The sequence below is a fragment of the Streptomyces sp. NPDC056503 genome (assembly GCF_042794995.1).
Classification (GTDB): Bacteria; Actinomycetota; Actinomycetes; order Streptomycetales; family Streptomycetaceae; genus Streptomyces.
The window spans coordinates 1-15,700 of the sequence record NZ_JBHTST010000083.1; the positions used below are offsets into that span (position 1 = coordinate 1).

At 73.5% G+C, this 15,700-nt stretch carries 18 protein-coding genes; 3 read left to right on the plus strand and 15 right to left on the minus strand.

Annotation, left to right across the window (positions count from 1 at the left end; translation table 11 throughout):
• Positions 1 to 81: 81 nt before the first annotated feature.
• The 5 genes from der to ACFQ8C_RS23415 all read right to left on the minus strand — a co-directional run bounded on the left by der (position 82) and on the right by ACFQ8C_RS23415 (position 4,704).
• Entirely contained in the window at positions 82 to 1,530 is a 1,449-nt protein-coding gene (gene der, locus ACFQ8C_RS23395) for a ribosome biogenesis GTPase Der (RefSeq protein WP_383460813.1), read from the minus strand.
• A gap of 75 nt (positions 1,531 to 1,605) precedes the next feature.
• Positions 1,606 to 2,193, minus strand: a complete 588-nt coding sequence (locus ACFQ8C_RS23400) for a lysophospholipid acyltransferase family protein (RefSeq protein WP_383460883.1) — start codon at positions 2,191 to 2,193, stop codon at positions 1,606 to 1,608.
• Positions 2,194 to 2,246: 53 nt separating this feature from the next.
• The gene (gene cmk, locus ACFQ8C_RS23405; protein WP_383460816.1) at positions 2,247 to 2,921 is read right to left on the minus strand and encodes a (d)CMP kinase; all 675 of its coding nucleotides are present in this window, start codon (positions 2,919 to 2,921) and stop codon (positions 2,247 to 2,249) included.
• Between the two features lie 107 nt (positions 2,922 to 3,028).
• A complete protein-coding gene (locus ACFQ8C_RS23410; RefSeq protein ID WP_383460818.1) occupies positions 3,029 to 4,117 on the minus strand; it encodes a prephenate dehydrogenase in 1,089 nt (362 codons plus the stop codon).
• A 143-nt stretch (positions 4,118 to 4,260) separates the two neighbouring features.
• Positions 4,261 to 4,704: a YidB family protein gene (locus tag ACFQ8C_RS23415; protein ID WP_383460821.1), complete on the minus strand. Its 444-nt coding sequence runs from the start codon at positions 4,702 to 4,704 to the stop codon at positions 4,261 to 4,263.
• A gap of 111 nt (positions 4,705 to 4,815) precedes the next feature.
• Here ACFQ8C_RS23415 and ACFQ8C_RS23420 point away from each other — a divergent pair, with 111 nt between their 5' ends.
• From ACFQ8C_RS23420 to ACFQ8C_RS23430, 3 genes are read left to right on the plus strand one after another with little or no spacing between them, the layout of a single operon-like run.
• Entirely contained in the window at positions 4,816 to 5,151 is a 336-nt protein-coding gene (locus ACFQ8C_RS23420) for a DUF952 domain-containing protein (RefSeq protein WP_383460824.1), read from the plus strand.
• A 54-nt stretch (positions 5,152 to 5,205) separates the two neighbouring features.
• On the plus strand, positions 5,206 to 5,679 hold the full coding sequence (locus ACFQ8C_RS23425) for a Rieske (2Fe-2S) protein (RefSeq protein WP_383460827.1): 474 nt from the start codon (positions 5,206 to 5,208) through the stop codon (positions 5,677 to 5,679).
• 16 nt (positions 5,680 to 5,695) lie between these two features.
• Positions 5,696 to 6,385 carry a DNA polymerase beta superfamily protein gene (locus ACFQ8C_RS23430; protein WP_383460886.1) on the plus strand — a complete coding sequence of 230 codons (690 nt, stop codon included), beginning with the start codon at positions 5,696 to 5,698 and terminating at the stop codon, positions 6,383 to 6,385.
• Between the two features lie 149 nt (positions 6,386 to 6,534).
• Here ACFQ8C_RS23430 and ACFQ8C_RS23435 read toward each other — a convergent pair whose 3' ends face one another.
• From ACFQ8C_RS23435 to ACFQ8C_RS23480, 10 genes are all read right to left on the minus strand, one after another.
• Positions 6,535 to 7,296, minus strand: coding sequence for a DNA polymerase beta superfamily protein (locus ACFQ8C_RS23435; RefSeq protein ID WP_383460832.1), 762 nt, complete (start codon positions 7,294 to 7,296; stop codon positions 6,535 to 6,537).
• A gap of 25 nt (positions 7,297 to 7,321) precedes the next feature.
• A complete protein-coding gene (locus ACFQ8C_RS23440; RefSeq protein ID WP_383460835.1) occupies positions 7,322 to 8,335 on the minus strand; it encodes an ADP-ribosylglycohydrolase family protein in 1,014 nt (337 codons plus the stop codon).
• On the minus strand, positions 8,332 to 9,063 hold the full coding sequence (locus tag ACFQ8C_RS23445) for an NUDIX domain-containing protein (RefSeq protein ID WP_383460837.1): 732 nt from the start codon (positions 9,061 to 9,063) through the stop codon (positions 8,332 to 8,334). The genes ACFQ8C_RS23440 and ACFQ8C_RS23445 overlap by 4 nt, the downstream gene beginning before the upstream one ends.
• Positions 9,060 to 10,139: an AAA family ATPase gene (locus ACFQ8C_RS23450; protein WP_383460839.1), complete on the minus strand. Its 1,080-nt coding sequence runs from the start codon at positions 10,137 to 10,139 to the stop codon at positions 9,060 to 9,062. Before ACFQ8C_RS23450 ends, ACFQ8C_RS23445 begins: the two co-directional genes overlap by 4 nt.
• Positions 10,136 to 10,789, minus strand: coding sequence for a nicotinamide riboside transporter PnuC (gene pnuC, locus ACFQ8C_RS23455; protein ID WP_383460842.1), 654 nt, complete (start codon positions 10,787 to 10,789; stop codon positions 10,136 to 10,138). The genes ACFQ8C_RS23450 and pnuC overlap by 4 nt, the downstream gene beginning before the upstream one ends.
• A gap of 145 nt (positions 10,790 to 10,934) precedes the next feature.
• On the minus strand, positions 10,935 to 12,068 hold the full coding sequence (locus tag ACFQ8C_RS23460; RefSeq protein ID WP_383460845.1) for a pseudouridine synthase: 1,134 nt from the start codon (positions 12,066 to 12,068) through the stop codon (positions 10,935 to 10,937).
• Positions 12,068 to 12,670, minus strand: a complete 603-nt coding sequence (scpB, locus tag ACFQ8C_RS23465) for an SMC-Scp complex subunit ScpB (protein WP_383460847.1) — start codon at positions 12,668 to 12,670, stop codon at positions 12,068 to 12,070. Before scpB ends, ACFQ8C_RS23460 begins: the two co-directional genes overlap by 1 nt.
• Positions 12,667 to 13,824: a segregation and condensation protein A gene (locus tag ACFQ8C_RS23470; RefSeq protein ID WP_383460849.1), complete on the minus strand. Its 1,158-nt coding sequence runs from the start codon at positions 13,822 to 13,824 to the stop codon at positions 12,667 to 12,669. Before ACFQ8C_RS23470 ends, scpB begins: the two co-directional genes overlap by 4 nt.
• A 48-nt stretch (positions 13,825 to 13,872) precedes the next feature.
• Positions 13,873 to 14,379 carry a hypothetical protein gene (locus ACFQ8C_RS23475; RefSeq protein WP_383460889.1) on the minus strand — a complete coding sequence of 169 codons (507 nt, stop codon included), beginning with the start codon at positions 14,377 to 14,379 and terminating at the stop codon, positions 13,873 to 13,875.
• A complete protein-coding gene (locus ACFQ8C_RS23480; protein ID WP_226651714.1) occupies positions 14,376 to 15,419 on the minus strand; it encodes a ParA family protein in 1,044 nt (347 codons plus the stop codon). The genes ACFQ8C_RS23475 and ACFQ8C_RS23480 overlap by 4 nt, the downstream gene beginning before the upstream one ends.
• Positions 15,420 to 15,700 lie beyond the last annotated feature (281 nt).

The window sequence follows — 15,700 nt, forward strand, 5'->3', positions numbered from 1 at the left end:
GTCGTACCCGTACGGGTACGACTCCGGCCCTCGGCCGTTGCTCCGGGTGCCGGCCCTCGGCCGTGCTCCGGGTGCGGTCCGCTACTTCTTCCTGCCGCGCTTCTCGCGCACGCGGACCGAGATGTGGATCGGGGTGCCCTCGAAACCGAACTCCTCGCGCAGCCGGCGCTCGATGAAGCGGCGGTAGCCGGCCTCCAGGAAGCCGGAGGCGAAGAGCACGAAGCGCGGGGGCTTGGTGCCGGCCTGGGTGCCGAAGAGGATGCGGGGCTGCTTGCCGCCGCGGATGGGGTGCGGGTGGGCCGCGACCAGCTCGCCGAGGAAGGCGTTGAGCCGGCCGGTGGGGACGCGGGTCTCCCAACCGGCGAGGGCCGTCTCGATCGCCGGGACCAGCTTCTCCATGTGGCGGCCGGTCTTGGCCGAGACGTTGACCCGGGGCGCCCAGGCGACCTGCTGCATCTCGGTCTCGATCTCGCGCTCCAGGTAGTAACGGCGCTCCTCGTCGAGCTCGTCCCACTTGTTGTACGCGATCACGATGGCGCGGCCGGACTCGACGGCCATCGTGATGATCCGCTGGTCCTGCACCGAGATGTTGTCGGTGGTGTCGATGAGGATGACCGCGACCTCGGCCTTCTCGACGGCGGCGGCCGTACGGAGGGAGGCGTAGTAGTCGGCGCCGGCCTGGAGGTGGACCTTCTTGCGGATGCCGGCGGTGTCGACGAACTTCCACGTCCGGCCACCGAGCACGATCAGCTCGTCGACCGGGTCGCGGGTGGTGCCGGCCAGCTCGTTGACGACCACGCGGTCCTCGCCGGCGACCTTGTTGAGCAGGGAGGACTTGCCGACGTTGGGGCGGCCGATGAGGGCGATGCGGCGGGGGCCGCCGACGGCCTTGCCGAAGGTCTGCTCGGGGGCCTCGGGCAGCTTCCGCAGGACCTCGTCGAGGAGGTCGCCGGTGCCCCGGCCGTGCAGCGAGGAGACCGGGAACGGCTCGCCGAGGCCCAGGGACCAGAGCGTGGCCGCGTCGGCCTCGCCGGACTGGCCGTCGACCTTGTTGGCGGCCAGCACGACCGGCTTGCCGGCGCGGCGGAGCAGCTTGACGACGGCCTCGTCGGTGTCGGTGGCGCCGACGGTGGCGTCCACGACGAAGAGGCAGGCGTCGGCGGCCTCGATGGCGTACTCGGCCTGGGTGGCGACGGAGGCGTCGATGCCGAGGACGTCCTGCTCCCAGCCGCCGGTGTCGACGATCTTGAAGCGGCGGCCGGCCCATTCGGCCTCGTAGGTGACGCGGTCGCGGGTGACGCCCGGCTTGTCCTCGACGACCGCCTCGCGGCGGCCGATGATGCGGTTCACCAGGGTCGACTTGCCGACGTTCGGGCGGCCGACGACGGCGAGGACGGGGAGCGGGCCGTGGCCGGCCTCCTCGATCGCCTCCTCGACGGCCTCGATGTCGAAGCCCTCTTCCGCGGCGAGCTCCATGAACTCCGCGTACTCGGCGTCGCCAAGTGCCCCGTGGTCGTGCTGGTCGTTCATGAAGTCCGTTCCTTGATCATTCGTGGTCGGTGGTTCCGGCGGCCGGAGCCGTGGGCCCACTACTGAGAGTGTGGCTCAGCGCCCGGTGAGGCGCCTGGCGTTTTTCAGGTGGCCGGTGAGGTGCTCCTGGATGCGGAGCGTGGCCTCGTCCAGCGCCTTGCGGGTACGCCGCCCGCTGCCGTCGCCGGCCTCGAAGGCCTCCCCGAAGACGACGTCCACCGGGCTGCGGAGGGCCGGCAGCCCCTTCACCAGCCGCCCGGGCCGATCGGTGCTGCCCAGCACCGCGACCGGCACGATCGGGGCGCCGCCGCGGACGGCGAAGTAGGCGAGTCCGGCGCGGAGCGAGGCGAAGTCCCCCTCGCCGCGGGTCCCCTCGGGGAAGATCCCGAGGACCCCGCCCTGCTCCAGCACGCCCAGGGCGTTGCCGATCGCCGTCCGGTCCGTGGAGTCCCGGTCGACCTTGAGCTGGCCGATGCCCTCCAGGAAGCCGCCCAGCGGCCCGACGAACGCCTCCTTCTTGATGAGGAAGTGCACGGGGCGCGGAGCGGTGCCCATGAGCATGGGGCCGTCGATGTTGTGCGCGTGGTTGACGGCGAGGATGACGGGCCCGGAGGCCGGCACCCGCCAGGCGCCGAGGACGCGCGGCTTCCAGAAGCCGTACATCAGCCCGATGCCTATGCGGCGGCCCACCGCGGCGCCCTTCGCGGACGGCTGGGTCACTTGACGGCCGCCCGCTTCTCCTCCACCAGGGTGACGACGCACTCGATGACCTGGTCCAGGGTGAGCTCGGTGGTGTCGACCTCGACCGCGTCCCCGGCCTTGGCGAGCGGGGAGGTCTTGCGGCTGGAGTCCGCCGCGTCCCGCCTGACCAGGGCCTCCTGGGTGGCCCGCACGTCCACGCCCTTCAGCTCGCCGGAGCGGCGGGCGGCGCGGGCCTCGGGCGAGGCGGTGAGGAAGATCTTGAGGTCGGCGTCGGGGAGGACGGTGGTGCCGATGTCCCGGCCCTCGACGACGATGCCGTACTCGGCCTCGCGGGCGATGCGGCGCTGGAGCTCCGTGATGAGCGCGCGGACCTCGGGGACGGCGCTGACCGCGCTGACCCGGGAGGTGACCTCCTCCGTCCGGATCGGACCGGAGGCGTCGACGCCGTCGACGGTGATCGTCGGGCGGGACGGGTCCGTGCCGGAGACGATGACGGGCTTGCCGGCGGCGTTCGCCACGGCGTCGGCGTCGTCCACGTCCACGCCGTTGCCGATCATCCACCAGGTGATCGCCCGGTACTGGGCGCCCGTGTCCAGGTAGTTCAGCCCCAGCTTGGCGGCGACCGCCTTGGAGGTGCTCGACTTTCCCGTGCCGGAGGGGCCGTCGATGGCGACGATCACGGATTCCACGGTGGGTGACCTTCCTGGGTGGGTGGGGGCCCCGGCGACAGCCCGGACCCCTACAAGGTTACCGAGTCCCCGTGCGGGCCCGTGCCCGCCGCCGGCGGCGGACCGACTCAGGGCGTGCGGAGGGACCAGCCCTGGGTCTGGAGGGACTGGGAGAGGGCGGGGGCGGCCTTGGGGTCGACCATGAGCTGGACCAGGCCCGCCTGCTGGCCGGTCGCGTGCTCGATGCGGACGTCCTCGATGTTGACCCCCGCCCGACCGGCGTCGGCGAAGATGCGGGCCAGCTCGCCGGGCCGGTCGCTGATGAGGACGGCGACCGTCTCGTAGGCCGTGGGGGCGGCACCGTGCTTGCCCGGGACGCGGGCGCGGCCCGCGTTGCCACGGCGGAGCACGTCCTCGACCCCCGCCGCGCCGTCGCGCCGCTTCTCCTCGTCCGAGGACTGGAGGGACCGCAGCGACCGCACCGTCTCGTCGAGGTCCGCCGCGACCCCGGCGAGGACGTCCGCGACCGGCCCGGGGTTGGCGGAGAGGATCTCCAGCCACATGCGCGGGTCGGACGCGGCGATCCTCGTGACGTCCCGTATCCCCTGGCCGCAGAGGCGTACGGCCGACTCCTCGGCCTCCTCCAGCCGCGCCGCGACCATCGAGGAGACGAGCTGCGGGGTGTGGGAGACGAGGGCGACCGCCCGGTCGTGGGCGTCGGCGTCCATGACGACGGGCACGGCCCGGCAGAGCGCGACGAGCTCCAGCGCGAGGTTGAGCACCTCGGTGTCGGTGTCCCGGGTCGGGGTGAGCACCCAGGGCCGGCCCTCGAAGAGGTCGGCGGTGGCCGCCAGCGGGCCCGAACGCTCCTTGCCGGACATCGGGTGGCTGCCGATGTACGAGGTGAGGTCGAGGCCCGTGGCCTCCAGGTCCCGGCGCGGTCCGCCCTTGACGCTGGCCACGTCGAGGTAGCCGCGGGCCGCCCCCGCGCGCATGGCGTCGGCGAGCGTGGTGGCGACGTGCGCCGGCGGTACGGCGACGACCGCGAGGTCCACCCGGCCCTCGGGCTCCGCGTCGGTGCCCGCCCCGAGCGCCGCGGCGGTCCGGGCGCTCGCCGGGTCGTGGTCGCGCAGATGGACCGTGACGCCCCGCCCGGCGAGGGCGAGGGCGGCGGAGGTGCCGATCAGTCCGGTTCCGATGACGAGCGCTGTTCTCACGGGGGGATGTCCTTGGGGGCGCGGCAGGGCGGTGGCGGTAAGGGGCCAGCCTAGTCAGCCCGCCGCCCGCGGGCGCGCGTGTGCCCGTCCCGCGAGACGCGGGACGGGCGCGGTGCGGTGCGGTGCGGGACCGACCTCCCGGGTCAGAGCTTCTGCGACCGGATGATGTCCTCCAGCGAGCCGCCCTGCGGCAGCGATCCGCCCGGCGTCAGCTTGTCGACGGCCTGGGGCAGCGACCGGGCGATCTCGTCGGCGGCCTGCTGCGGGGTGACCCCGGCGTCCTGGGCGACCTTCCGGAGGGTCTCGTCGGGGAGCGCCTGGGCGATCTGGGTGCCCTCGACGGGCTTGTTCTCTCCCGTGCCGATCCAGGACTGGGCCTGGTCGGCGAGGCCTGACTTGGCGAGCATGTCGAGCAGGCCGCCGAGCGGGTTCTGCCCACCGGCGCCGCCCGCGCCGCCGCTCCCCTGGCCGCCGCCCGCGAGGGCGCCGAGCAGGGAGCCCAGGATGCCGCCGGCGCCGCCTCCGCCCTGCCCGCCGCCCCCGCCGAGCAGGGAGCCGAGGAGGCTGCCGAGATCGTTGCCCGCCATGGTGGTTCCGCCTTTCGTCCGGTGAACAGTCCCGATCGCCTCAATCTCACCCCTCCAGGGTGATTCCGCCACTCGGTGGAGGCGGGGGCGCCGGGCGGGTAGAAAGGGCGGATGCTGCTCCATGTCGTACCGCTGGACGAGTGGTCCGCGGACCCCGGTCTCCCCTACGCCCCGCCGTCGCTCGCCGCCGAGGGCTTCGTGCACTGCTCGCCGGACGAGCAGGCCGCGCTCGCGATCGCCGACGCCCACTACCGGGACGCGCCGGGCCCGCTGCTGGTGCTGGTGATCGACGCGGCCCTGCTCTCCGGGGAGGTCCGCTGGGAGGGTTCGGAGGACCGGGTCTTCCCCCACGTGTACGGGCCGGTCGAGCGGGCCGCGGTGACGGCCGTCCTGGAGGTGCTGCGGGACGCGGACGGCCGTGCGAGGGAGTTGGTGCCCTGGGTGTAGGCCGGACCCGGCGTGTTGCGGGGACGGCGGCGCGGACGGGGCGAAGCTGGCCGTATGACTTCACGGACGACACCCCGCCGGACGGTCCTGCTCGCCGCGGCGGCCCTGACCACGGCGACCGCGGCGACGACCACCGGCTGCGGCTCGGACGACGACGGCGGCGACGGCGGTACGGAGTCGAGCGCCCCGCCCTCCGCGGAGCCCACCGCCACCGCGCCCTCCGCGTCGGGCACGGCCGGAGGCACCCCGCTGGCGAGCACCTCGGAGATCCCGGTGGGCGGCGGCACCGTCTTCGCGGAACGCAAGGTCGTCGTGACGCAGCCCACGAAGGGCGAGTTCAAGGCGTTCTCGGCGATCTGCACCCACCAGGGCTGCACGGTGAACAAGGTCGCGGACGGCACGATCGACTGTCCGTGCCACGGTTCGAGGTTCGCCATCACCGACGGGGCGGTGAAGGCCGGCCCGGCGCCGCGGCCGCTGCCCGCCGAGGAGATCACCGTCTCCGGGGAGACGATCACCCTCGCGTAGCCTGGCCGCCATGGACATGTCCCCCGAGGCGCTGGTGCGCGAGCACACCGTCTACGCCTGTGTGATGGGCTCGCGCGCCTTCGGTCTGGCGACCGAGGACAGCGACACCGACGCCCGGGGCGTCTACCTCGCCCCGACCCCGCTCTTCTGGCGCTTCGACAAGCCCCCGGCGCACGTCGAGGGCCCGGCCCCCGAGCAGTTCAGCTGGGAGCTGGAACGCTTCTGCGAGCTGGCCCTCCGTAACAACCCCAACGTCCTGGAGTGCCTCCACTCCCCGCTCGTCACCCACACCACCGACTGGGGCCGCGAACTCCTCGACCTGCGCGGCGCCTTCCTCTCCCGCCAGGCCCACGGCACCTTCGTCCGGTACGCGGCCGGCCAGCGCCGCAAGCTGGAGGCCGACGTCCGCCAGTACGGGCGGCCGCGCTGGAAGCACGCCATGCACCTGCTGCGGCTGCTGGGCAGCTGCCGGGACCTGTTGCGCACCGGCGAGCTGCGGATCGACGTGGGCGGGGACCGGGAGCGGCTGCTCGCCGTCAAGCGCGGCGAGGTCCCGTGGGCCGAGGTCGAGGCGTGGATGAACCGCCTCCAGGACGAGGCCGACACCGCCCTCGACTCCAGCCCGCTGCCGGCCGGCCCCGACCACGCGCGCGTGCAGGACCTCCTGGTCCGCGCCCGCCGCGCCTCAGCCCTTCAGGACGTCTAGTGCTGTGGCCGCGAAGGTCTGCCGGGTCGCGGCGTCCGGTGCGGTGCATCGCAAGGCGGAGGGCCACGACTCGTACGGGACGTACCTGCGTGGTCCGACAACGCGGCGAGGTGCCGTGCCGGGCGTCGCGACCCGGTGAACCTTCGCGGTCACAGCACTAGCCGGGCCCGTACGACCAGGTCGTGCAGGGCGTCGCCGGCCCGGACCGCGTCCGCGAGGTCCGAGTCCGTCCGCGCCGCGTCGAGCACGCCGTGCAGCGCCTCCACCTCGGCCCGTACGTCCTGCGCCGCCACCCCGGCGTCCCCGTGCTCGGCGGCCGTCTTCGCGGCGACCAGGTCCGGGATCCGGGCCGGGGCCTCCGGCACCTCCCCCACCAGGGTCGGCAGATGGGCCTGGACCTCGCCGGAGCGCATCAGGTGGATGCCGGTGAGCAGCGCCCGGTAGGTGTAGAGCAGCGGCTTGAGCTCGCCGCTCCTCTCGAAGAGCCGCCACTGGGTGGCCGCGAAGCCCCGGTAGTGGTGGGCGTGGTGGGTGGTGAGCACCCCGGGCACGAGGGCGGTGAGCTCGGCGTGGAGCGGGGTGGTGTGCACGACCAGCGGCGAGGTGAGCTGCTCCAGGACGTAGCCGTTGCGGCGCAGCATCAGCCGGGCGAACTTCCGCAGGTCGTGCGTGACGAGGTCCATCTCGACGCCGTCCCGCGTCCACATCCGGTCCCGGGTCTCCTCGGGCTCCCGGAGTCCGACCAGCGCCTCCGCCGGCAGCAGGTGGACGCCCCGCAGGTCCACGTCGGAGTCGCGGGACGGGAAGCCGTACAGGTGCGCGCCGGAGACGGTGGCGAAGAGGAGGGGGTCCGGTTCCCCGGCCACGACGGCGGTCAGTCCGGCCTTGTGGGCCTCAAGGGTGAGCGTCATGGGGCCCAAGCCTCCCAGAAGTCGATCACGCGTCCCAGAGGGCCCCGAGTTCCAGCAGCTCGTCCCGGTGCTCGATCCGCGCGGTCCACTCCGCCGGCCAGGCGTCCGCCCCCAGGTGGGCGCCCGCGAAGGCGCCGGCGAGGGCCGCGATCGAGTCGGAGTCGCCGCGGGTGCAGGCGGCCCGGCGCAGGGCGGTCAGCGGCTCGCCGGGGAAGAGCAGGAAGCAGAGCAGCCCGGTGGCGAGCGCCTCCTCCGCGATCCAGCCGTCGCCCGTGTACGTACAGGGGTCGAGCTCCGGGTCGGCGGTGCGCTGCACGGAGTCGAGCCGTTCGAGCACGGCGAGGCACTCGTCCCAGCCGCGCCGGACGAAGTGCCCGGCGTCCGGGTCCTGGGAGCGGGTCCAGAGGTCGCCGAGCCAGCGCTCGTGGTACCGGTCGCGGTTCTCGTACGCGTACGAGCGCAGCTGCCCGACGAGCCCGGCCGGGTCCACCCCCCGGGCGAGCAGCCACACGGCCCGCGCGGTGAGGTCGGAGGCGGCGAGCCCGGTGGGGTGCCCGTGGGTGAGCGCGGCCTGGAGCTGGGCGGCGCCGGCCCGCTGTTCCTCGCTCAGCCCGGGGACCAGCCCGATGGGGGCGACCCGCATGTTGGCGCCGCAGCCCTTGGAGCCGATCTGGCTGGCGTCCTGCCAGGCCCGGTCGCTGTCGAGGAGTCGGCAGGCCAGCAGGCAGGTGCGTCCCGGGGCCCGGTTGTTCTCCGGGGAGTGGTACCAGTCGACGTACTCGTCGCGGACGGGCCGGGTGAGCCGGTGCGGGGTGAGCAAGCCACGCTCCATGGCGGTCCGGACGCCCCGGGCGAAGGCGAGGGTCATCTGGGTGTCGTCGGTGATGTACGCGGTCCCCTGCGTCACCGGCAGCTCCATCGTCCGCCACGGTCCGCACTTGGCGAGGATCGACGGCACGTCGTTGAACTCGGTCGGGAAGCCGAGCGCGTCCCCCAGCGCCAGCCCCATCAGCGTCCCCGTGGCAGCCTGCTTGTTCATGCGGATCGTCCTTCCGGTCGGAGCAGCGGCGGGTGGAGGGCGGTGGCCTCCCCCGCCCGGTAGAGCGCGGCCGGTTTCCCCCGTCCGCCGGTGCGGCGCGGGGGTCCTTCCACGGCTTCGACGAAGCCGGGGGTGGTGAGGACCTTGCGCCGGAAGTTGGGGCGGTCGAGCGGGACGCCCCAGACCGTCTCGTACACCTCCCGCAGCTCGCCGAGGGTGAACTCGGGCGGGCAGAAGGCGGTGGCGAGGCAGGTGTACTCCAGCTGGGAGCCGACGCGGTCGCGGGCGTCGGCGAGGATCAGGTCGTGGTCGAAGGCGAGCGCCGGGACCTCGTCGTAGGGCAGCCAGCGGGCCTCCGCCGCGTCGCCGCCGCCGCGCGGTTCGGGCAGGTCGGGGACGAGGGCGGTGTAGGCGACGGAGACGACCCGCATCCTGGGGTCGCGGTCCGGTTCGGTGTAGGTGCGGAGCTGTTCGAGGTGGAGGCCGGCGACGGTGGCGCCGGGCAGTCCGGTCTCCTCGGCGAGCTCGCGCCGGGCGGCCGCGCCGGCGGACTCGCGGGGCAGCACGAAGCCGCCGGGGAGCGCCCAGGCGCCCGCGTACGGCTCCTGGCCGCGCTGGACGAGGAGGACGTGCAGCCGGCCGGCGCGGACGGTGAGGACGGCGAGGTCGACGGTGACGGCGAAGGGCTCGAAGGCCCGGGGGTCGTACCCCTCGGGGCGGGTGCTCATCGGCGCTCCGGGAGCGGGTCGGCGAGGTGCCAGCCCTCGGCGAGCAGCGCGTCGACGGCGGCGACCGCGGTGGCGAGGCGCTCCTCGTGGGGGCCGGTGAGGACGACGGTGCGGCGGCCGCTCTGGGCGAGCTGGGCGAGGAAGCGGGCGGTCATCCAGGGGCGGAGGTGTTCGCCGTCGCGCAGTCCGTCGTCCTCGAAGTCGACGCCGCGGTGGTCGGTGAGCAGCCAGAGGTGCTGCCGGCCGCGGGCGGCGATCTCGCCGGTGGCGGGGCTGGTGGTGCCCATGTACCGCTCGTGCCAGATGGTGGTGGCGAAGGCGTCGGTGTCGCAGAAGAGGACGGGCGAGCCGTCGCGGGCGGCCTCCTCCTCCAGCTCGGCCTGGCGCTGGGCGATGACGGGGAAGTCGGCGGTGTGGAAGGCGACCTCGGACCAGGCGGCGCCGGGGCGCGCGGCCCGCAGTTCGGCGAGCTTGAGCTCGCTGTACGCGCGGCCGTACTCGGGGACGTACCGGGTGCGCGCCCAGGTCCCGCCGCGCCGCCGGTAGTGGTCGGCGAGGGCGAGGGCCATGGTGGTGGTGCCGGTGGACTCGGCGCCGAGGACGACGATCCGGCGGGTGAGCGCGGCCCGCACGGGCGGCTCAAGGAAGTCCCAGGTGCCGACGGGGTCGGCGCGGACGGCGGTGCCGGAGACGGGGAAGCGGTGCCGGTCGGGGTCGACGGCGACGGAGGCGGCGCCGAAGCGGCGGCCGAGCTCCTCGCCGTACGGCTCCGAGGTGAAGACGGCGTCGACGGGCTCGGGGACGGCGGCCCGGAAGACGGCCATGTGGGCGTCCCAGACGTCGGGGTCGGTGAGGTCGACGGGGATGTCGTCGACGGCGCCGACGACGAGGGCCTCGGGATGGACCTCGCGCATCCAGGCGAGCCGCTCCTCCAGCGGCACGGACTCGACGGAGGAGGCGCAGACGAGGACGGTGACGCGCTCGCAGGCGGCGAGGGCGGTGCGGACGAGGTGGTGGTGGCCGGCGTGCGGCGGATAGAACTTGCCGAGCACGAGCCCGTGGCCGTACGCGGTCATGCCACGGCCTCCAGCGGGCGGCGGGCGGCGGCGAGGTCGCGGCTCCAGCCGCGCAGGCCGGCCACGCAGAGGGCCATGAAGCCGACGTACAGCAGCGAGGTCAGGTAGAGGCCCTTGTGCGCGTACAGGGGGACGTAGACCACGTCGGCGGCGATCCACAGCCACCAGGACTCCAGCCGCTTGCGGCACTGGCCGTAGGTGGCCATGAGGGAGAGGCCGGTGGTGAGGGCGTCCCAGAAGGGGACGGTGGAGTCGGTGGCCCGGTCCAGGAGGAGGGTGAGGGCGAGGGTCCCCACCGTCCCCGCCGCGAGCAGCCAGGTCCATTCGGTGCGGGTGGTGCGTCGCACCGGAAGGGCCTCGGCGGAGCCTGGTCCACCCCCGTGGGTCCAGGTCCACCAGCCGTACGCGGCGAGGACGATGAAGACGATCTGGAGGCCGGCGTCGGCGTACAGGCCGGCCTGGGTGAAGAGCAGGACGAAGAAGAGGTTGTTGGCGATGCCGATCGGCCAGTTGGCGAGGTGCTGCCGGGCGACGAGCCAGACGCAGAGGGCACCGGTGCCGAAGCCGAGGACCTCGGTCCAGCCGACCGGGGTGTCCAGCAGCGTGAAGAGGGGCCGCTGGAGGGGTTCGAGTACGTCCGCGAGGCTCACGCCCGCCTCCTTAAGAGTCACTCTGACTATAAAAGGCGGCGGGGGTCCGGCACAAGGGCGGCAGGGGCCGCGCGCAAGACCGGAGAACGCGAAGGGGCCCGTGTCCGCGTCGCGGATACGGGCCCCTTCCGGGCGGAGGCGGGTCCTACAGACCGACTTCCTTCATCAGCATGCCGACCTCGGTGTTGGACAGGCGGCGCAGCCAGCCCGACTTCTGGTCGCCCAGGCCGATCGGGCCGAAGGCGGTGCGGACCAGCTTCTCCACGGGGAAGCCCGCCTCGGCGAGCATCCGGCGCACGATGTGCTTGCGGCCCTCGTGGAGCACGACCTCGACCAGGTAGTTCTTGCCGAGCTGCTCGACCACGCGGAAGTGGTCGGCGCGGGCGTAGCCGTCCTCCAGCTCGACGCCCTCCTTGAGCCGCTTGCCGACCTCGCGGGGCAGCGGACCGGTGACGGCGGCCAGGTAGGTCTTCTTCACGCCGTACTTGGGGTGGGTGAGACGGTGGGCCAGCTCGCCGTGGTTGGTGAGCAGGATGATGCCCTCGGTCTCGGTGTCGAGCCGGCCGACGTGGAAGAGCCGGGTCTCGCGGTTGGTGACGTAGTCGCCCAGGCACTGGCGGCCGTCCGGGTCCTCCATGGTGGAGACGACGCCGGCCGGCTTGTTCAGCGCGAAGAACTGGTACGACTGCGTGGCGACGGACAGGCCGTCGACACGGATCTCGTCGCTCTCCGCCACGCGGAGGCCCTGCTCCAGGACGATCTCGCCGTTGACCTCGACGCGGGCCTGCTCGATCAGCTCCTCGCAGGCGCGGCGCGAGCCGTAACCGGCGCGGGCCAGCACCTTCTGCAGCCGCTCGCCCTCCTGCTCGGCGCCCGGGAAGGTCTTGGGGGTCTTGACCTGGGGCTTGTTCGCGTACCGCTCGCGGTTGCGCTCCTCGGCCCTGGCGTCGTACTCCCGCGAGCGCGCCGGAGCGGCCGCGCGGCCGCCACTCCGCTGCTGCTGCTGCTTCGGGGACTGCTTCGGGCCGCCCTTGGCACCGCCGCGGGCCGCGTCGCCGCGGCCCTTGCGGGCGCCGCCGGAGCCGCCCTTGGCGCCGTCCGAGGGCATGCTCACGTCGTAGCTGCGCTCCTCGGGGCGGGTCTTGCGGGGGCGGCCGGCGCTCTGGCCGCGCTCGTCGCGGTTGTTGCCCGCGCCCCGGTAGTCGTTGCCGCGGCCGCCGCTCTTGGCACCACGGCTCCCGCCGTTGTTTCCGCTGTTCCTGCCGCTGCTGCTTCGCATCAAACTTCCGTCGTCTCTTCGTCCGCTGGTTCGTCCCTGTCGGGATCGAACGACGGAACGCCTTCCAGGGAGTCCGGTTCGACCGCGTCCGCCTCGGGGAGGAAGGGCGCGAGCTCCGGGAGCTCGTCCAGGCCGCGCAGGCCCATCCGCTCCAGGAAGTAGTTCGTCGTCCTGTACAGGATCGCACCTGTTTCGGGTTCCGCGCCCGTCTCCTCCACGAGACCCCGCTGGAGGAGGGTCCGCATCACGCCGTCGCAGTTGACCCCGCGGACGGCGGAGACCCGGGAGCGGCTGACCGGCTGGCGGTACGCGACCACCGCCAGGGTCTCCAGGGCGGCCTGGGTCAGCCGGGCCTGCTGGCCGTCCAGGACGAAGGCCTCGACGGCGGCGGCGTGGGCGGGGCGGGTGTAGTAGCGCCAGCCGCCGGCGACCCGGCGCAGCTCGAAGCCGCGCCCGTCGGCGGTGTACTCGTCGGCCAGCTCGTGGAGGGCGTCGGCCACCTCGCGCGGGGCGCGGTCGAGGACCTTGGCGAGGTGGGTCTCGGTGGCGGGCTCGTCGACGACCATCAGGACGGCTTCGAGGGCGGGCTTGAGGTCGCTCATACCGGCTGGTCCTCCTGGTCGAATTCCTCGGTCACGCGGGTCTCGCCGTCGCCGCCGGTCCAGGAGACCCTGAGCGCGCCCAGCGGGTCCTCCTGGTCGAGGGCGACGGCCTTCTCCCGGTACAGCTCCAGGAGGGCGAGGAAGCGGGCGACGACGGTCAGGGTGTCCCCGGCGTCCTCGACCAGCTCCCGGAAGTCCAGGGTGCCGCGCTCGCGGAGCAGGGCGGCGACGACCCCCGCCTGCTCGCGGACGCTGACCAGCGGGGCGTGGATGTGGTCCACGTAGACCTGCGGCGCGGCCTTGGGCTGCATGGCCTTCACGGCGAGCTTCGCGAAGCCCTCGGCCCCGATCGAGATCACCACCTCGGGCAGCAGCTCGGCGTGGTGGGGCTCCAGGCCGACGGTCCGGGGCCGACGCCGGCCCTCGCTCTCCCAGCGCTCGGCGAAGATCTCGGCGATCCGCTTGTACGCGCGGTACTGGAGGAGCCGGGCGAAGAGCAGGTCGCGGGCCTCCAGGAGCGCGAGGTCGGCCTCGTCCTCCACCTCGGCGGCGGGCAGCAGCCGGGCCGCCTTGAGATCGAGCAGCGTGGCGGCGACCACCAGGAACTCGGTGGTCTGGTCGAGGTCCCCGTCCGGTCCGAGCGCCCGCAGGTGGGCCATGAACTCGTCGGTGACCTGCGAGAGCGCGACCTCGGTGACGTCGAGCTTGTGCTTGGTGATCAGCTGGAGGAGCAGGTCGAAGGGCCCCTCGAAATTGGCGAGCCGCACGGTGAACCGCCCGTCACCGCCCTCGTCCGGTGCCGACCCGGCCCCGGCGCCCGGCGCTTCGGAGGTCGGTACGGCTCCGGCCGCGTCCCCCTCCGGCCCGGACCGCCCGTCGGGCAGGACGTCGGGCAGGACGTCGGGCAGGACGTCGGCCTCGCCCCCGGGATCCGGCCCGGCCTCAGCCTCGGACCCGACCTCGGCCTCGGCCTCGGCCTCGGCCCCGGCCTTCCCGGTTCCGGGCAGGGGCCCGGGCTCGTCCGGTACGCCCCCGGGGGCGGGTACGTCCCCGAGGGGCGGTACGTCCCCCGGACCCCGGCCCGAAAGACCGCCGCCCCGTCCCAGCGCGCGGCGGCGCGGTGGGCGGGACGTTTCGTCAGCGTGCTGGGGCATCGGGGGCGGTTCCAGGGGTGCGGGGGCGGGCCGCCCCGCAGGCTACCGTCAGCGGCCGCGCAGACGACGGACGAGGATGCTCGCGTCGCCGCGGGACTCCAGGTCCGCCAGGACCACGGCGACCGCCTCGCGGACGATCCGGCCGCGGTCGACGGCGAGGCCGTGCTCGCCGCGCAGCACCAGCCGCGCGTGCTCCAGGTCCATCAGCTCCTCGGCGGAGACGTAGACCGTGATCTTCTCGTCGTGCCGTTCCCGGCCGCTGGGGCGGCGGGCCGCGGCCCGGCCCCCCCTGCGCCGCGCGGGAGCGGCCGCCTGGGCGGCGGCCTTCACGGGGGCGGGCTGCTGCGCGGGGACCGCCTCGGTCTCCCGGGTGCGCGGCTCGGCCGCCTCCGAGTCGGCGGCCGCGTGCTCGGCGGAGCCGGCGGCGCCGCCGTCCGCGCCGGCCGCCGTGTCGCTCTCTCCCGCCGGAGCGGGAACGGTTCGGCGGGGCGACGACGACTGCAGCGCCATCCCCCCGGTCGTACGGAAGAGTTCGTCGGCTCCGGGCAGACTCACTCGGCGTGACACCGGGCGAGCACCTCCCTGGCGAGCTGGCGGTAGGCGGCGGCGCCCACGGAGTTGGAGGCGTACGTGGTGATGGGCTCGCCGGCGACGGTGGTCTCCGGGAAGCGCACCGTCCGGCCGATCACCGTGTGGTAGACGTGGTCGTCGAAGGCCTCGACGACGCGCGCGAGCACCTCACGGGAGTGCACGGTCCGGGAGTCGTACATCGTGGCGAGGATGCCGTCGAGCTCCAGCTCGGGGTTGAGCCGCTCCTGGACCTTCTCGATGGTCTCGGTCAGCAGGGCGACACCGCGCAGCGCGAAGAACTCGCACTCCAGCGGGACGATGACCTTGTGCGCCGCCGTCAGGGCGTTCACGGTCAGCAGGCCGAGCGAGGGCTGACAGTCGATCACGATGTAGTCGTAGTCGTTCATCAGCGGCTTGAGGGCGCGCTGGAGCGTGGACTCGCGCGCGACCTCGGAGACCAGCTGCACCTCCGCGGCGGAGAGGTCGATGTTGCTCGGCAGCAGGTCCATGTTGGGAACCGCCGTCTTGAGCAGCACCTCGTCCGCCGACATGCCCCGCTCCATGAGCAGGTTGTAGACGGTGAGGTCGAGCTCCATCGGGTTCACGCCGAGACCGACCGACAGGGCTCCCTGCGGGTCGAAGTCGACGAGCAGCACCCGTCGTCCGTACTCGGCGAGCGCGGCGCCCAGGTTGATGGTCGACGTGGTCTTGCCGACGCCGCCCTTCTGGTTGCACATCGCGATGATCTTGGCCGGGCCGTGGTCGGTCAGCGGGCCCGGGATCGGGAAGTACGGCAGCGGCCGTCCGGTGGGGCCGATCCGCTCGCGGCGCTGGCGGGCAGCGTCGGGCGCGAGGGTGGCCGCGTACTCCGGGTCGGGCTCGTACTCGGCGTCGGGGTCGTAGAAGTGCCCCTCGGGCAGCTCGTCGTAGGCGGCGAAGTGGGTGGACTCTCGGCCCATCTCGTTGCCGGCCGTGGCGTTCACGTGTAGGCCGTCCATCGTCTTCAGCGTGTGGGTTGTCGTCATGGGCTGGTGCGTCGCGAAGGTCCGCACCGCGACGGAGCCGACCGGGGCACCTGGCGCACCGCTCCCGGGAGTAAATGTCGACTCATTCACAAGTCGTCTTACCTCCTTGGATGTGACCAGGAACATTTATCGATCTGTCAGCGTGGCACCATGCCGACGGTTGGCGACTCTATGGCGTGTCACCGGTCCGCAGCAACACAATCGCCCGGACCCGGCCCGTTGTGTCGGCAACCGAACACGCCCCTGTCAAGGGTGCGCGGACATGCATCCACACGTTTCAG

Coding starts and splice junctions, on each gene's coding strand:
- ACFQ8C_RS23450 (WP_383460839.1), bottom strand. CDS start 10,139: ATGACCGCGTACGGCCACGGGCTCGTGCTCGGCAAGTTCTATCCGCCG.
- ACFQ8C_RS23460 (WP_383460845.1), bottom strand. CDS start 12,068: ATGCGAAGCAGCAGCGGCAGGAACAGCGGAAACAACGGCGGGAGCCGT.
- ACFQ8C_RS23480 (WP_226651714.1), bottom strand. CDS start 15,419: ATGACGACAACCCACACGCTGAAGACGATGGACGGCCTACACGTGAAC.
- ACFQ8C_RS23415 (WP_383460821.1), bottom strand. CDS start 4,704: ATGGCGGGCAACGATCTCGGCAGCCTCCTCGGCTCCCTGCTCGGCGGG.
- ACFQ8C_RS23425 (WP_383460827.1), top strand. CDS start 5,206: ATGACTTCACGGACGACACCCCGCCGGACGGTCCTGCTCGCCGCGGCG.
- ACFQ8C_RS23470 (WP_383460849.1), bottom strand. CDS start 13,824: ATGCCCCAGCACGCTGACGAAACGTCCCGCCCACCGCGCCGCCGCGCG.
- ACFQ8C_RS23430 (WP_383460886.1), top strand. CDS start 5,696: ATGTCCCCCGAGGCGCTGGTGCGCGAGCACACCGTCTACGCCTGTGTG.
- ACFQ8C_RS23440 (WP_383460835.1), bottom strand. CDS start 8,335: ATGAACAAGCAGGCTGCCACGGGGACGCTGATGGGGCTGGCGCTGGGG.
- ACFQ8C_RS23400 (WP_383460883.1), bottom strand. CDS start 2,193: ATGTACGGCTTCTGGAAGCCGCGCGTCCTCGGCGCCTGGCGGGTGCCG.
- ACFQ8C_RS23445 (WP_383460837.1), bottom strand. CDS start 9,063: ATGAGCACCCGCCCCGAGGGGTACGACCCCCGGGCCTTCGAGCCCTTC.
- ACFQ8C_RS23435 (WP_383460832.1), bottom strand. CDS start 7,296: ATGACGCTCACCCTTGAGGCCCACAAGGCCGGACTGACCGCCGTCGTG.
- scpB (WP_383460847.1), bottom strand. CDS start 12,670: ATGAGCGACCTCAAGCCCGCCCTCGAAGCCGTCCTGATGGTCGTCGAC.
- ACFQ8C_RS23420 (WP_383460824.1), top strand. CDS start 4,816: ATGCTGCTCCATGTCGTACCGCTGGACGAGTGGTCCGCGGACCCCGGT.
- der (WP_383460813.1), bottom strand. CDS start 1,530: ATGAACGACCAGCACGACCACGGGGCACTTGGCGACGCCGAGTACGCG.